Source organism: Algibacter luteus, from assembly GCF_900141715.1.
Lineage (GTDB): Bacteria > Bacteroidota > Bacteroidia > Flavobacteriales > Flavobacteriaceae > Arenitalea > Arenitalea lutea.
Genome location: NZ_FQYK01000005.1, coordinates 279,482 through 295,923, shown reverse-complemented (window position 1 = coordinate 295,923; position 16,442 = coordinate 279,482). Strand labels below are relative to the sequence as shown.

Sequence of the window (16,442 nt, the reverse complement as noted above, 5' to 3'; positions counted from 1 at the left end):
AACATGCAAATTTCAATTTTGAATTTTAGAAAAGTAACAAACAGAAAAAGCTTCATTTGTGCTTTTTTGCTGCTGTTCTCCGCTACAAACTTTAGTTTTGCCCAGTTTGATATTCCTGCAAAACCTAAACTGGAAACAAGTGTTTATGACTATATAAATTTACTTTCGGCTTCTCAAAAAACCAATTTAGAGCAAAAATTAATTAAATATTCTGATACAACTTCAACGCAAATAGTTGTTGCTATCATCAAATCTACCAACGGAGAAAACATAAATTACTTGGGTGCCAAATGGGGGCAAGAATGGGGAATTGGTCAAGCCAAAGAAGACAATGGTATTTTAATAATACTCGCCCATTCTGATAGAAGAATTGCAATAAATACAGGTTACGGTGTTGAGCATTTACTAACCGATGCAATGTCTAAGCGTATTATTGAACGTGATATTATTCCATACTTTAAACAGAATGATTACTACGGTGGATTAAATAGAGGCGCCGATGCAGTTTTTGAAGTTATGAACGGTGAATATCAAGGCACCCGTCAATCAAACGAAAGTGACTTTCCTGTAGGACTCATTATTATACTGATTTTTATATTTATCATCATTCTTATATCTATTTCTAAAAATAGACGCGGTGGCGGCGGAAACCGAGGAAATCGTTCTGCTGGAACCGATTTATTAGAAGCCATTATTCTCAGTAATATGGGCCGTGGCAGTTACCGCAGAGGCTCTTCTGGTTGGGGCGGAAGCTCTGGCGGCGGTGGATGGTCATCCGGTGGTGGCGGCTTTGGCGGTGGCTTCGGCGGCGGTGGCTTTGGTGGCGGTGGTGCTTCTGGTGGTTGGTAAAAATTTATCTATTAAAACGGCCGGTTACATTACCATCAACAATACGCAAAACCTCATCAATGGTTGTGTAATTTACATCGCCCACATAAGTGTGTTTTAAAGCACAGGCTGCACTTGCAAATTCCATAGATTTAGTATCATCATAATTTAATAATCCATAAATTAATCCTGCCGCAAATGCATCTCCTGTTCCAATGCGATCTACAATATGTGTAATATCGAAATCTTGAGTTTCACGAAACTCACTACCATTCCACATTCTTGCTCGTATTTTATGCCACGATGAATTTATAGAAGTTCTAATTTTATCAAATACCTTTTCAATTGTAGGAAATTTATCCATGATTAATTTACTAGCTTCAACAAACTCATCATTACTGTATCCGAAATTTGTTCCAAGTACTTCATTCATTTCATTTATACCACCAATAAATATAGTTGAACAATGGAGTAATTCAGTTAAAGCTTCTTTGGCATCTACTCCGTATTGCCAAAGCCCACTTCTGTAAGTTGGGTCTGCCGAAACTTGCATCCCTTTTTTTCTAGCTAATTTTAAGCCTTCTTTTAAAGTATCGTAACTGCCTTGAGATAAAGCAGGTGTTATTCCTGTCCAATGAAACCAGCCACCGTCCGCTAATGATTTTTCCCAATCAACCATACTTGGTTTTATTTCAGAAAAGGCAGAATGTGATCTATTATAAGAAATAGAACTCGGCCTCATTACCGCCCCAACTTCTAAAAAATAAACCCCTAAAGGCCTGTTGGATCTTACAATAGCTGTAGTATCTAAATCAAATTTATTAAGATAAGCCATGGCGGTATTACCAATAAAATCATCCGAAATACAGGTTATGTGTTTCACATTACCTCCAAAATTAGCAATTGAAATACCTACATTTAATTCGGTACCACCAAAATAAAATTCAACTGTATTAGATTGTATAAATTTTCTATTCCCTCGAGGTGATATACGCATAAGTACTTCACCAAATGTTATTATTTGACTCATAAATTAGTTAGTTACACTTTAAAAATAACTAAATAATCTTAAAACCAATCAAAAAACTTAAGGCTTTTGGAAAATTATTTTTTGCGCATGTAAACACTGATTGGAACGCCAGTAAAACCAAAATGTTCTCTTAGCTTATTTTCTAAAAACCTTTTATAAGGCTCTTTTACATATTGAGGTAAATTACAGAAAAACGCAAATTGTGGTTGCGGCGTTGGCAATTGCATGATATATTTTATTTTTACAAATTTTGCTTTATATGCTGGCGGTGGATAGTTTTCTATGATCGGCAACAGCACATCGTTTAGCTCGCTTGTTTTTATTTTTTTAGTTCGGTTTTTATAAACCTCTACAGCAGTTTCAATAGCTTTAAAAATACGTTGTTTTGTTAATGCAGATATAAAAATAATTGGAACATCTGTAAATGGTTCCATTTGTTTTTTTATAGCTTTTTCATATTCTTTTACCGACTTATGATCCTTCTCAACTAAATCCCATTTATTAACTAAAACCACAATACCTTTTCTATTGCGTTCAGCCAACCAAAAAATATTTTGCACCTGTCCATCAAAACCTCTATTGGCATCTAAAACTAGTAAACAGACATCACTATGTTCGATGGCCCGAACACTTCGCATCACAGAGTAGAACTCTAAATCTTCTTTTACTTTAGATTTTCGTCTAATTCCTGCAGTGTCTACTAAATTAAATTCAAATCCAAATCGATTGTATTTTGTATCTATTGAATCTCTTGTGGTTCCAGCAATATCTGTTACAATGTATCGATCTTTACCAATAAGTGCGTTTATAAACGATGATTTTCCCGCGTTAGGTCTTCCAACCACAGCAAAACGAGGTAAATCTTCTTCCACAACTTCTTCTTTTTCTGGTAAGGCTTCAACAAGTGCATCTAACAGCTCACCTGTTCCGCTACCATTTATACTAGCAACGGTATAATATTCACCGAGACCCAAAGCATAAAATTCTACAGCATCTTCAGCTCGTTTTCCATTATCAACCTTATTAACTACTAAAAAAACAGGTTTGTTAACCTTCCTTAATAATTTAGCAACGTCTTCATCCATACCTGTTACTCCAGATTCAACATCTACCATAAAAATGATTGCATCTGCTTCATCAATAGCCAATTCTACTTGCTTATCTATTTCAGCTTCAAAAACATCATCACTTCCAAGAACGTAACCTCCGGTATCGATTAATGAAAATTCTTTACCATTCCATTCACTCTTACCATAATGACGATCTCTAGTAACTCCACTAACGGCATCAACAATGGCTTCTCTTCGTTGTATTAAACGATTAAAGAATGTTGACTTCCCAACATTTGGCCTTCCTACTATTGCTACTATATTACTCATTCTCTTTTCTTTAAGTTTCACACCTCATCCGGTGCCTTTTTTATTCCTATCCGAAATATTTTGCAAAAATAGGAAATATACACGACGCAAAGTTCTTTTTTAATAAAGATTGAAGTTATTTAAAGTTTAAATAAAAAATAGTATTTTACTTTGCGAAACTAATTAAGATGGCATTAAGTAACGATATTGTATTGCGTCCAAGGTTTAAACTGGAAATCCCAAGACCTAACGAGTCTATTTTAAAAGATTTTGAGACCGCTAAAAATACTCAAAAAGAATTTATTGTAACTCGTATTGACGATCATGTTTTTATAAAGTTCCCTAAAGTACAGCAACATTTTTGGTCGCCTCAACTGCATTTAGAAATCAACAAAGTAGATGAAAACTCAAGTCGGTTACACGGTTTATTTGGGCCTAATCCAACGGTTTGGACACTCTTTATGTTCTTACATTTTTTAGTTGCGGGAATATTTATTGCTTTTGCTATTTGGACTTATACCAACTGGTCTCTGAAAAAAAGCTATGCAATTCAGATTAGTGTAACACTGTTAATGGTATTAATTTGGATTGTGTTATATTTTGCTGGAAGTATAGGTAAGGCATCAAGTACTAAAGAAATGCGATTACTAAATAATTTTATGAATAATGTACTGAAGATAGACTAATAGAAGCAATTATTATTCTTTATCTATAAAATTAAAACTTGAATAAAAATCTTCCCAAGCCCTCCAAATAGCGACGTAGGCATATTTTGGTTTTTCTAAAGTACTACCGTTACTTCCAACACCTAAAATATTATATTTTACACCATTTTTATTCTTGATAACATAAGGTAATTGATTTTCCAATACTTCAAAATCGTTGGCGTTACTAACTTTAAAAGCATTTATGAATCGTTTTGATTGATTACCAACAATGATATATTCTTGATTCCTAATGATTTTAACAATCATTTGATTAGAGAAATCTGAATATTTAAATATATGCACATTGTCAAAATCATCAATAATACCATATACAAACTCGCCATTATTTGGTATGTTGCCACCCGAATCGTCGTCAGTGTTGCCTGTATCATCTGGAGGTTTACTATTGTACTTTAAAGACGATTTATTATTTAGTGAAGGAGGACCAGCGAGCACTTTAGCATTAGGAAAAAAGGATTTCACTACACCCAAAGTGGTTTCTAATACTGGTATGGTATTAAATCTATTATTTTTTCTATCACCCTTAATACCTTTTATTAGCATTTGTGACCAAATAGATTCGGTTTCAGCATCCCATGGTGTTAAGTTGTTTTTATATAAATATCCTGAAGCTCTAAAAATTCCTGTTCGATTAAATGCAATAGCACTTTTAGTAATAGGACAATAGGTGAAAGCATATTTCCTGCCTTGAAATTCACTATTTATAACTTCGTTCTCAAAAGTATAAACATAGGGATAAACTATTACTTGATTACCAAAGTTAACAATACCAACCAACTCACCATCAGCTAGGTTTATATTCTGAACACTATCGAAATTAGGATTTAATGCAAGTGGATATAAAAAGAATTCTCCTGTAACATCTAGTTCATCAACAATCCAATCAGAATCAGTAATTATATCCGCTTGTAAGTCATTTTTACTACTACAACTCACGATGAAGATTGAAAGGATACCTATAAATACTAATCTAAACCACATGCAAATTTGTCGTTACTACCTCGAAAACCTTACATGAGGAGATTAATACGGCTTATTGGTTATAACCAAAACGCTTCAATTGATTTTGATTACTACGCCAGTTTTTATTTACTTTAACGTATAGTTCAAGATGAATTTGTTTACCGAAAAAAGCCTCTAAATCCTTACGAGCTTCAACTCCAACGCGTTTTAATGCAGAACCTTTATGTCCAATAATAATACCTTTTTGAGTTTCTCTTTCAACCATTATTACCGATCGGACACGAATTATCTTTTCTTCTTCGAAAAACTCTTCAGTATCAACCTCAACTGCATAAGGGATTTCTTTTTTGTAATGAATGAGAATCTTTTCCCTGATGGTTTCATTAATAAAAAAACGTTCTGGCTTATCTGTTAATTGGTCTTTTGGATAAAATGGGGGCGATTCTGGAAGTAATTCGATAATGCGATTAAATACTTCTTTAACATTAAATCCTTCTAGGGCAGAAATTGGAAAAATCTCAGCATTGGGAACTTTTTCAGCCCATGACTGAACTTGCTCTTCTAACTGTACTTGATCTGACTTATCTATTTTATTTAGAAGTAATAAAACCGGGATTTTGGAATTGGTGATTTTATTAAAAAACGCTTCATCTTTTAGTTCCTTCTCACCTATTTCCACCATGTAAATAAGTACATCGGCATCTTCAAAAGCAGATTTTACAAAGCCCATCATAGACTCTTGTAACTCGTACGCTGGTTTTATAATGCCGGGAGTATCACTTAAAACTACTTGAAAATCATCTCCGTTTACAATTCCTAAAATTCGATGTCTTGTTGTTTGTGCTTTTGATGTGATAATAGAAAGTTTTTCTCCAACAAAAGCATTCATTAATGTAGATTTACCAACATTCGGATTTCCAATAATATTTACAAAACCTGCTTTATGGTTCATTTTATTTTATTTTTTAAGACTACAAAGTTACAACCTTGGATTATCAATTGCGCTATCTATTGACTTTAAAACCAATTTATTTCATTTTAAATATCTGATAAAAATCATATTTACTCATCATGAAGTGTATTAATTTAGCTGAAAATTTTAAATTATGATAGCTCAATTTATTTCTCTTTATAGCTGGACTAATGGCGCCATAATGATTGCCGTTTTTGGAATTGTTTGCCTAACACTGGTTGGGTTTCTAATCAAATTTATGATGGGTGGCAAGAAAAAAGACGAACTAGATAACTAACTAAACAAAAAACAGTCGTTTAAACTTATGTTAAACGACTGTTTTATTATGTAATAATATCTTTTTTACTTTACTATTTCTAGTAATTCTACATCGAAAATTAAAGTTGAATTCGGTTTAATAGCCCCACCTGGTCTTGGGTTACCACCATATGCTAAATCACTTGGGATAAAAAATTTGTATTTTGATCCAACTGGCATTAATTGTAAACCTTCTGTCCAACCTTTAATCACTTGAGTTACTCCAAACTCAGTTGGCTCACCTCTATCAACTGAACTATCAAATACAGTTCCGTCAATTAAAGTACCATGGTAATGCACTTTTACTTTTGATGCGGTAGTAGGTTTTTCACCTGTTCCTTCTTTAAGAACCATATATTGTAACCCACTTTCAGTAGTTACAACACCATCTTTTGTTTTATTTTCAGAAAGGAATTTTTCACCCTCTTCTTTATTTTTTAGAGCTTCTTCTTGACGCTTAACGGCTTCTTCCTTTTGTTTGTTTTGGAAATATGTTCTTACTACTTGTTGCGCAACGGCCTGGTCTAATAATATATCAGTTGAATCAATGACATTATTAAATCCTTGAATAAACAAGTCATTATCAAAATCATCAAAACTTGCCTTTACATTTTTAGCAACATCCATTCCAATGGCATAACTCACTGAATCTAATTCTGTTTTAATAGGCTTTTGGGCAGCACCATTTTTATTACAGGATACTAGAAAAATTAACACCGCTGTAAGACTTAAGTATTTCATTATTTTCATTTTAAAAATTTTTTATTCGATGCCAAATGTAGCAAAATTATATAGAGTAAAAAAGAAAAATAATGCGACATGATAAAGTATAGTTTCTAATGACGAAGGCATTACAAACCATGGTTAAAATTTGAATAAAACAAAAAAAAGAGCCACAATTCATGTGACTCTTTTAAACTTAATTAACTACTACTATTATTTTCTAACAGATTTAACAATCGCTAAAGCAGCTTTTACATCTTTCTCTAGTTTTGCATAGTCTTTGTTAGCAATAATTTCTTTTGAGATTAATTTAGATCCCATTCCAACACAAGTTACACCTGCATCAAACCAAGCTTTTAAATTTTCCTCAGTTGGAGAAACTCCACCTGTTGGCATAATAGAGGTCCATTGTTGTGGTCCTTTTATACCTTTTACAAATTGTGGCCCATAAATATCGCCAGGGAATAATTTTACAATTTCGCATCCTAGCTCTTCAGCTCTAGTAATTTCAGTTAATGTACCACAACCAGGAGACCAAAGTACTTTTCTTCTATTACATGCAATTGCAATATCTTCTCTTAATACTGGTGTTACTATAAAGTTTGCTCCCAAAGTCATATACAATGATGCTTGTCCTGCATCGGTAACAGAACCAACACCCATAATCATTCCAGGTAATTCTTTAATTGCATATTTAGTTAACTCTCCAAAAACTTCATGAGCAAAATCACCACGTGCTGTAAACTCCATTAAACGCGCACCACCATCGTAGCATGCTTTTAATACTTTTTTACTTAATTCTATATCATTATGAAAGAATAAAGGAATCATTCCGGTATCTTTCATTGCTTGTGCCACTTCTAATCTTGAAAATTGTGCCATTTTATTGTTTTTTAATTTTTAGTTCCAGTTTAATATTTTCTTAAAATCATATGCCTCGGGGTTTGGCACATATTTTTTAGCTTTTTCATAATCCTTTTCTTGAATATAGAACAAATTGTTAATGAATAATTGTGCCATATCCGAATTAATATCTACCAATCTTGGAGGTATTTTGCCATTTTCATCTTCAAAATCTTTTAAAAATAAAGGTGTTATATCTCCTTTGGAATTTGCACTAACTATGCAACCAGATATACCTTGGTCAAATAATTTCTTAACGCCTATTCCTAAAAGCGTACACAATGTTAAATCAAAAGCAATGGGATTACAACATCTTAATTCATAACCAAGTTCTACTGGTCTTGATTTAACTTTTAGCCCGATCTCTTTTAATTTTAATTGTAAAAGATAGTTAAAAATATGAGACTTACTTACATTTCCTAACTCAGGATGTCCATGATCATCATAAGTAAAATTGATTCCGGAGTTTATAATTTCTTCCTCTTCCATAAAATGAAAAACACCTTCACTTACCAAAGCAACGCCATACTCTACGCCTTCAATTTTGCATTTTACTATTGAAGACACAATCAAGTTAATGAGCTTTTCGAAAGTAATGGTTGTTTTATCAAACATTTCTGGAATAATCATCATTTGAAAATGACAAGCCGAAGCAATGCCAAAAGCCAAATGACCCGCTGAACGCCCCATAGCAGATACAACAAACCAGTTTTCACTAGTTCTGGCATCTTCATAAACCGTATTTCCTATACGAACACCTTCATCTTTAGCTGTATGAAAACCAAAAGTTGGATTTCTATCAGGTAAAGGCAAATCGTTATCGATAGTTTTTGGAACATGAACATGCGAAACCGTTAAATCTTGAGATTGAAGATACTTGGTTAATCTATTGGCGGTTGATGCTGTATCATCGCCGCCAATAGTTACCAATAATTTTACATTATGTTTTTTAAAAAAATCAGCTTTAAAGTCGCTATCCTTGGGTTTAAATCTACTCATAATTAAAGTAGAACCACCACGGCTAAAAATACGATCGGCATGATGAAAATCGAAAATCTTCAATTCTGGATCGTCTGATAGTAATCCTTGATACCCATGATGAACACCAATTACCTCGTAACCATCTTTTAAAAAAGTTTTGGCTACTGTACTTATAACGGTATTGATACCAGGAGCTGGACCGCCTCCGCAAATAATTGCAATCGATTTTTTCATGAGTCTTTAAAGGTTATTTTAAAATAAAAATGTTTTATTAGATGCTTATCTAGCAACACGCCCAGAAGCATCACCACCCATAAGTTTTTCAACCTCGGCAACTGTTACTAAGTTGGCATCACCTTTAATAGTATGTTTTAAACATGAAGCAGCTACAGCAAAATCTAAAGCATTTTGATCATCTTTTGGGTATTTTAATAATCCGTAGATTAAACCTCCCATAAATGAATCTCCTCCACCTACTCTATCAACGATATCTGTAATTTGATACTGACGTGTTTGGAATAATGTTTTACCATCATATAAAACACCCGCCCATGTATTATGAGAAGCAGAAATAGATCCTCTTAAAGTCGTAATTACTTTTTTAGCTCTTGGGAATTTTTCCATCATTTGTTCACAAACCGATAAGAAAGCTTCAGCTTTTACATCGTGCCCTTGAGTTTGAACAGTAATTCCTTCTGGTTTAATACCAAAGTGCATTTCAGCATCTTCTTCGTTTCCTAAAACAATATCACAGTACGATGTTAACTCGGTCATTACTTTTTCTCTATGAGCAGCATCACAATACTTCCAAAGTTTTGCTCTGTAATTTAAATCTGTAGAAATAGTTATTCCTTTTGCACTTGCAGCTTTTACAGCTTCTAAGCACACATCAGCAGATCCTTGAGAAATAGCAGGAGTAATACCTGTCCAGTGAAACCATTCACAACCTTCAAAAACTGCGTCCCAATCAATCATTCCAGACTTAATTTCTGCAATGGCAGAATGTGCTCTATCATAAACTACTTTAGAACCTCTAGATACGGCACCAGTTTCTAAGAAGTAGATACCTAAACGATCTCCACCCCATACAATTTTATCAACACCAACGCCTCTTTTGCGCATTTCCATCATGGCACATTCACCAATATCATTTTTTGGTAAACGTGTTACAAAATCTACATCTACACCGTAGTTTGCTAACGATACTGCTACGTTTGATTCACCTCCTCCGTAAATAGCATCAAAACTATTTGCTTGAGAAAATCTTAAAAATCCTTGAGGAGCTAATCTTAACATGATTTCTCCAAATGTTACTACTTTACCCATTTGTTTAATTCTTATTTAAAATATTAATTAGTTTGCTTAAACGTTTAACCAAAAAATTAAAAATAAAACCAAAACCTTTAATGTATTGAAGATTTTGATTCAAACAATAAATACATTACATTTGCTTAAACGATTAAGCAAAGATATAAAAAAATTGAATACTAAAAAGAAAACTACTATAAAAGATATTGCAAATGTGCTAAATATCTCTACTGCTGCGGTTTCTAAAGCGCTTCATAACGACTCTAGAATTAGCAAAAAAACTAAAAAAGCAGTAAGACAAGTAGCAAAAAACTTAAATTATCAGCCCAATCATCTTGCTAGTGCATTGCGAAAAGGTAAAAGTAATTTAGTTGGTGTTATTGTACCTCGTACCAATAGCAACTTTTTTTCTTCGGTGATTCAAAATATAGAAGAAGTTTTAAATAAAGAAGGATATAATATTATAATAACACAATCAAACGAATCCTATAAAAAGGAATGCAACAACATAGATACTTTATTATTTACACAAGTTGATGGGATTATAGCTTCAATGGCTAATGAAACTATAGATTTAGAATTTTATGAAAAAGTAAAGGCTAAAGGTATCCCTTTAATACTTTTTGATCGCGGTGAGAACGATTTAAACGTAGATTATATTGGAATTAATGATTATGAAAGCAGTCATGTTATTGTAGAACATCTCGTTAAACAAGGTAGAAAACGAATTGCACATATTGGCGGTTATAAACATACCAGAATTTTTAATAATAGAATTAGAGGTTACGTTGATGCCTTGAAAAAACATCATCTTCCTTTAGATAATGAACTCCTTATTGAAAGCAGCCTCACTATAGAAGACGGAAGGCAAAAAATGGAGCAATTATTAAAACTCAAAAACAGACCCGATGCTGTTTATATTGCCAGTGACTACGCTGCTCTAGGAGCTCTTCAATTACTGAACGAATTACAAATAAAAGTTCCAGAAGATATTGCGTTGGTTGGTTTTGGTAACGAACCTTTCACTGCAATGGTTACACCTTCAATTACAAGTATCAATCAGCATAGTGAGGAAATTGGCAAACAAGCCGCTTTAACCTTCTTGAATTACAAGAATAAAAAAACAATTAAGCAAACCTTGAATAAGATTATTCTGGATGCTGAATTGGTTGTTAGAGAATCTTCTGCTCCAAAATAGAAATACGTTTAAAGTAGAAAATATTAAGCATAAAAAAACCAAATACGTAAATGTATTTGGTTCTTCTCTTAGTAGCGGGAACTGGACTACCACAATGAAATTCAATAGATTTCAGATAATTTCAAAAACCATCTTAAAAGCCTTATATATAAAGAGTTTATTGTCTTAATGGGTTTCTTTAAATTTCACAAAAATTCAAGTAATTACATAATAATCGGGAATATTTCGGGAAGATTTTATATATTAGCTATAGAAAGACAATAAAAAAAATGGCATCAATACGATTTATAGTAAAAGGAAAGAAAAACCCATCCCACATTTATGTTAGGTTTTATCATAGCAAGGATTTTGACGAAGTATCTAAAATAAGATTGCTTATAAATCCAAACCATTGGAACAACAAACTACAACGTTTTAAGAGCATTGCTGAACACATTGAGGACAAAGAAGATATAACTAAAAGGTTAGAGGATTTAAAGACCTCTATAGTATCTGAATATAACAAATCGGAAGCAAGAGGCGAACTGATTACTAAGCAATGGCTTGACAATACTGTAAATAAATTTAACAATAGACCCACGGACGAAAACGACACAACAGTGTTTTTTATACCTTTTATAGACAACTATATAGAAGAATCAAATTCAAGAATAAATCCCGATACAGGAAAACCTATTAACATAAAAACAATTAGAAAATACAAAACAACATCTACACGATTAAAAGAATTTGAAACCAAGCATAAGACTAAACTTAAACATATTGACATTGGTTTAGAGTTTTTCACAAAATTTGTAAGTTTTCTATCCATTGATGGCGGTTATTCTAAAACCACTATAAATAAATATATAAGTCAGGTAAAAATGTTTTGTAATGAAATAAAAACAAAAGGCTATAAGTATAACCCTGAATACGAAAGCAGAAGATTTTATGTTAAAAGAGGCGAAACACTGGATACCTATTTGAACAAAGACGAAATAAAAAAAATATTTGAATTAGAGATTAAAGATGAAAGACAGGACAAAATTAGAGATTTGTTTATTATCGGACTATGGACAGGTTTAAGGGTAAGTGATTTTAGCGAGATAGAAAGACTAAAAATTGTAGGCGATAATATGCTAATAAGTGCCACAGTTAAGACAATAGCACCCGTTAAAATACCTCTACACCCACAAATAAAAACAATCCTCAAAAAAAGGGGCGGGAAGTTACCTGAATTTGAATTAACCCCTAAATCCCTTGAAAATTTATTTAACAAAGAAATAAAAGTGATTTGCAAAAATGCAGATATTGATGAGGAAATTATCGGAGATTTAAGAAACAAGGAAACTAACAGGAATGAAAGAGGCATCTATGCCAAACACTTATTAATTTCTTCACATACCTGTAGAAGGTCATTTATTACAAATCACTTAAACGTATTGCCTGATAAAGCAATAATGACCATAACTACACATAGCAGTCCTGAACAACTACATAGGTACAATAAAAAAGCCACAGAAGATTACCTTGAACAAGTTAGGGAGCATTGGGAAGAAGAAAGAAAAGCAAAACTAAAAGTTATATAATGCTAGATAATTTTTCTGAAAACTCATCTTCTCTATTTTGCATGTTATAAAAGGGCATCCCTATTAATTTATATTGTTGGTTTTGGTATAATTCTATTAAAGCTTCTTTCTCTATTTCGGCAAGGAATTGCTCTTTCCATTCATCATTGTATAACAAATGGTCTCCTTTTGGCTCTATAAATAACTGGTAAATAACTTCTTCATCTGAATTTTTATCTGTCATAAATAGTACAAAGTCGGGTTCGGTAGCTTTTGCATCACTAAACCTATATAGTTTAAAGAACCTCTCATTTCTTAATAAAAATATGTCCTTAAATTTTTCTTTTAGCTCATCTATATTATCATGGAAATACTTTACTAAAAACTTTTCTTCGGAAGAGCCGTAGTTCTCTTTATAAACATACCAATCGGCTTTATTTAAATCCACAAAGTATTTTGGATCTATATCATTCCTCATGGTTGGTTTTCCTGTTTCTGCTGTAGTATTTGTATTCACTGAAAAGGATAATTTCTTGTCTCTAAAATACTTTCTTAAAGGCTCTCTATAAAAGGATTTTGTCCCTCTGTAATCTCCAAACTTTGTTGCTATTTCGTTTGCCACTCTTGTAGCAACATCAATAACTATTTCTAATTTTTGTTGAGGCGATAAATTATTAGTGTCTTTTTGCAACCCTGTAACTTCTACTGTTACCCCACCAAAATATTTAGCATCTGTAATAAAATCGTCTATAGACTTAACGCTAGGAAAATAACGTCTAATATTACTAAAGTGGTAAAATGGGATTTTGTTCAACCCCTTTTTTAATATGGTCTTGTCCCAAACAGAAAAATGATGTTTATTAGAATAATTTGCTTGTAATTTATTTTGTTTTACAGAAGCATTATCTAATATAGTTGTCGAAGCTGAACGATTAGTTCTTAAAGCGTAAGTATGCTTTTTTACAATGTCTGGCTCTTGGTACTCTAATAATGTTTTAGGGTTATTTTTTACCTTTTTATTTAAGAATATAAAGCCGTTTTTATAAAAAGATGTTGCTTTAAATTCGTCTTTTAAGATTAAATCAACTTCAATCTTTTCTTCTGGAAACATTCCTATTTGACGGAGCGCATTATTTAACTCTGTTATGTATCTTGGATTGTGTGAACAGTGATAATGTAAGGTCTCACAATTACGCATGATATTTTCTAAGTCATTATCATATTTGCGCTTGTCTATTTCTTGGCTTTCTTCTAGTTGAAAAGGATAATATCTTGCACCTCTGCCTATTAATTGCGCTTCGGCTACAGTTGTTTTCCCTGGTTTACTTCCCGAAGCATCACGGGTATCATACAGCCTAACAATATCGTATAAGTTTAATACGTCCCAACCCTCATTTAATTTATCTACTGCAAAAACTGCCCTATATTCGTTATTATGGTCTTCAAGGCTATTAATAACTATTTGCTTTTCATCAGTGTCATTTTTAGAGTTCACAGAGATTATTTTATCTTCTGAAAAATCTTCTTTTATCTCATCTATTAAATTTTGTAACGATATGTTCAGCTCTTTAAAATATGCTACTGCCTTATCCAAAATAGCGTTATCCAATTTAATTATGCCTTCTAATTTCTGCACCGATAAGTTTTGTATTTCCTTTTTAAAGGCTTCTTCCATTACTCCACTTTCAGCAGTTGTTTTAGATTTAAACATTATTACTGGCTTCGCTAAAATACCTTTAGTAGCAAATATTTTCTTTTTGAACTGACTTATTAAAACCGCTACAATTGCCCTTTGTATAGGCTGATAATCTACTTGGTTTGTTTGTACTTCCTTTGAATAACCATCTTCTCTAAATTTAGTTAGCGAATAATCAAAGAGTAATTTGTTAGCGTATTTAGAAGCTACATTTGGATGATTTAACTCTAATGTTGCTGTAAACTCTATTAAAACATTATTTGGGTTCGATGTTAATATGCGTTGTACAGTATATTCCCAACTTGTAGCATTACTTTTTTCTTCTTGTGAAAGTGTTTTCTTGGTTAGTGTATTAATGTGATGCGCTTCATCACTTATTAAAACTATTTCTTTGTCTATAAAGTCATCAAAAGTGATACTGTTCTCTCTTGGTGCGTTTAACTTAGAATGTAAGCCCTGTGTAGTAGAAAATAGAATACTAATATCAGCATCATTTGTAGTCTCAAAACTTTCTACCTCGGTAATATTCACATTAACGCCATCAATATTTATTTGTTCCTTAAAAAGGTATTTAGAGCTACTAGGGTTTAAAAAGTTCTCCTTGGTTTTACGAATAATAGTGTCGGTATTCACAAAGAAAATAAAATTACGATAACCCATTTTATACAATTCCAACATTGCCCCTGCCATTATTAGGGTTTTACCACTACCAGTAGCCATGTGAAACAACACTTGTGTAGGTTTTAGCCTTAAACGAGGGTTATTTATATAATAATTAAAATAAGAGAAAGCTTCTACTTGGTATGGTCTCGGTGCAAACCTTAAATTATTTTTAATAATAGGAGACAATTCTATTTCTTTAATACCGTCTTCAAAAACAACAGATATTCGTTTGTCTAAGCGTTGTAAATTGTCCTGATTAAATAAATTCATAAAAATATTTTATTTTTTCCAAAGTGGTTCAGCTTTCCAATCTTTTACATTTCCAAAGGCATCCGTTGGCAAGCCCATATACTCGATTTTTATGTTAGGATACTTTGTAAAAAGTGCTTCTAGTTTAGTTTTAAAAGAGTTGTTCGGGTTAATAATATTTAAAAAATATTTTAAAACATTAAGGTAATAAAACGTCCTATTATTTATATCAAATGCATTATCAACCCAATTAAATTTAGGGCTTTTTAGGTAGGACGGTGTAATTCTGTATTCCCTATTCCAAACTCTACAATGATGAGCAGATAAGTTTCTTAAATGCGTCATAGAATGAAACCAAGACTGAAATACAAAATGTGGTAATTTATAATTTCGTGCTATTAACTTTTTATCATCGTCATTAGCTAAATTACTATATAACCTTGACAAACCTCCTACAGTTACCAACTCTATAGCCATCCAAGAAGGTGGATTAGGTGGTGTATCATAATTGTCAAAATAGTGCTTAATAAAAACTTCGGGGTCTGAAGAATTATACTCTTTATTTAAATATGTTTGCAAACTGCCAAAAGGGTCAATATAAGTTCCGTTTCTATTTGTGTAAGGGGCTTTAAATACGCCTTGATTATCTTGCCAGTGTGAGCCGTATTTATGGGCTAAATCATATATAATTTTGGTTCTTAAAGCTATTTCAATACGTTCTATAGCATCTAAAATTAAAAGCCTTAATTCTCTATCAAAAAGATACAAATTTAAAACATCATCAAAAGTAGTACCTGCATCAAACGTGTCCTTTACACTTTGAAAAGGCAAACAATAAGCACTTAAACGGTAATAGCTTATATGCGATAAATAGCTTTGTGCCCTATATATGTCAGGCACTTGTAAACCTCTATCTATCCATTTTTGTATTTGAGCTTGAAAAGTAAGCGGTGGTTTTGTATAAGGTTTCTTTGCCATACCTTACCGCTTTAAATTA

15 protein-coding genes are annotated in these 16,442 nt (G+C 32.4%); 5 read left to right on the top strand and 10 right to left on the bottom strand.

The window, feature by feature from the left end:
• Positions 1 to 3 precede the first annotated feature (3 nt).
• A complete protein-coding gene (locus BUA46_RS11465; RefSeq protein WP_019388263.1) occupies positions 4 to 849 on the top strand; it encodes a TPM domain-containing protein in 846 nt (281 codons plus the stop codon).
• Between the two features lie 4 nt (positions 850 to 853).
• On the opposite strand, the gene BUA46_RS11460 is transcribed toward BUA46_RS11465, so the two are convergent.
• Together BUA46_RS11460 and der are read right to left on the bottom strand one after the other, a co-directional pair.
• The gene (locus BUA46_RS11460; protein ID WP_019388262.1) at positions 854 to 1,858 is read right to left on the bottom strand and encodes a sugar kinase; all 1,005 of its coding nucleotides are present in this window, start codon (positions 1,856 to 1,858) and stop codon (positions 854 to 856) included.
• A 74-nt stretch (positions 1,859 to 1,932) separates the two neighbouring features.
• A complete protein-coding gene (der, locus tag BUA46_RS11455) occupies positions 1,933 to 3,237 on the bottom strand; it encodes a ribosome biogenesis GTPase Der (RefSeq protein ID WP_019388261.1) in 1,305 nt (434 codons plus the stop codon).
• Positions 3,238 to 3,404: 167 nt separating this feature from the next.
• Between der and BUA46_RS11450 the strand changes: the two genes are divergently transcribed.
• Positions 3,405 to 3,902: a hypothetical protein gene (locus BUA46_RS11450; protein ID WP_019388260.1), complete on the top strand. Its 498-nt coding sequence runs from the start codon at positions 3,405 to 3,407 to the stop codon at positions 3,900 to 3,902.
• 12 nt (positions 3,903 to 3,914) lie between these two features.
• On the opposite strand, the gene BUA46_RS11445 is transcribed toward BUA46_RS11450, so the two are convergent.
• Positions 3,915 to 4,925 carry a DUF3179 domain-containing (seleno)protein gene (locus tag BUA46_RS11445; RefSeq protein ID WP_019388259.1) on the bottom strand — a complete coding sequence of 337 codons (1,011 nt, stop codon included), beginning with the start codon at positions 4,923 to 4,925 and terminating at the stop codon, positions 3,915 to 3,917.
• A 52-nt stretch (positions 4,926 to 4,977) separates the two neighbouring features.
• The gene (era, locus tag BUA46_RS11440) at positions 4,978 to 5,859 is read right to left on the bottom strand and encodes a GTPase Era (RefSeq protein WP_019388258.1); all 882 of its coding nucleotides are present in this window, start codon (positions 5,857 to 5,859) and stop codon (positions 4,978 to 4,980) included.
• 154 nt (positions 5,860 to 6,013) lie between these two features.
• On the opposite strand from era, the gene BUA46_RS15130 reads away from it, so the two are divergent.
• Entirely contained in the window at positions 6,014 to 6,157 is a 144-nt protein-coding gene (locus BUA46_RS15130; RefSeq protein ID WP_019388257.1) for a hypothetical protein, read from the top strand.
• Positions 6,158 to 6,222: 65 nt separating this feature from the next.
• Here BUA46_RS15130 and bamJ read toward each other — a convergent pair whose 3' ends face one another.
• The 4 genes from bamJ to BUA46_RS11420 form a co-directional block, all read right to left on the bottom strand.
• Positions 6,223 to 6,918, bottom strand: a complete 696-nt coding sequence (bamJ, locus tag BUA46_RS11435) for a BamJ family beta-barrel-assembly machinery protein (protein ID WP_237714672.1) — start codon at positions 6,916 to 6,918, stop codon at positions 6,223 to 6,225.
• A gap of 195 nt (positions 6,919 to 7,113) precedes the next feature.
• On the bottom strand, positions 7,114 to 7,782 hold the full coding sequence (locus BUA46_RS11430; protein WP_019388255.1) for a bifunctional 4-hydroxy-2-oxoglutarate aldolase/2-dehydro-3-deoxy-phosphogluconate aldolase: 669 nt from the start codon (positions 7,780 to 7,782) through the stop codon (positions 7,114 to 7,116).
• An 18-nt stretch (positions 7,783 to 7,800) separates the two neighbouring features.
• On the bottom strand, positions 7,801 to 9,018 hold the full coding sequence (locus BUA46_RS11425) for a 6-phosphofructokinase (RefSeq protein ID WP_019388254.1): 1,218 nt from the start codon (positions 9,016 to 9,018) through the stop codon (positions 7,801 to 7,803).
• 45 nt (positions 9,019 to 9,063) lie between these two features.
• Entirely contained in the window at positions 9,064 to 10,110 is a 1,047-nt protein-coding gene (locus BUA46_RS11420; RefSeq protein ID WP_019388253.1) for a sugar kinase, read from the bottom strand.
• 154 nt (positions 10,111 to 10,264) lie between these two features.
• Between BUA46_RS11420 and BUA46_RS11415 the strand changes: the two genes are divergently transcribed.
• Together BUA46_RS11415 and BUA46_RS11410 are read left to right on the top strand one after the other, a co-directional pair.
• Complete coding sequence (locus BUA46_RS11415; protein ID WP_026010106.1) at positions 10,265 to 11,290, top strand: LacI family DNA-binding transcriptional regulator; 1,026 nt, start codon at positions 10,265 to 10,267, stop codon at positions 11,288 to 11,290.
• Positions 11,291 to 11,559: 269 nt separating this feature from the next.
• Entirely contained in the window at positions 11,560 to 12,858 is a 1,299-nt protein-coding gene (locus BUA46_RS11410) for a tyrosine-type recombinase/integrase (RefSeq protein WP_019388251.1), read from the top strand.
• Here BUA46_RS11410 and BUA46_RS11405 read toward each other — a convergent pair.
• Both BUA46_RS11405 and BUA46_RS11400 read right to left on the bottom strand, forming a co-directional pair.
• Positions 12,851 to 15,466 carry a DEAD/DEAH box helicase family protein gene (locus BUA46_RS11405; protein ID WP_019388250.1) on the bottom strand — a complete coding sequence of 872 codons (2,616 nt, stop codon included), beginning with the start codon at positions 15,464 to 15,466 and terminating at the stop codon, positions 12,851 to 12,853. The genes BUA46_RS11410 and BUA46_RS11405 overlap by 8 nt on opposite strands.
• Before the next feature lie 9 nt (positions 15,467 to 15,475).
• Positions 15,476 to 16,423, bottom strand: coding sequence for an Abi family protein (locus tag BUA46_RS11400; RefSeq protein ID WP_019388249.1), 948 nt, complete (start codon positions 16,421 to 16,423; stop codon positions 15,476 to 15,478).
• Between the last annotated feature and the right edge of the window lie 19 nt (positions 16,424 to 16,442).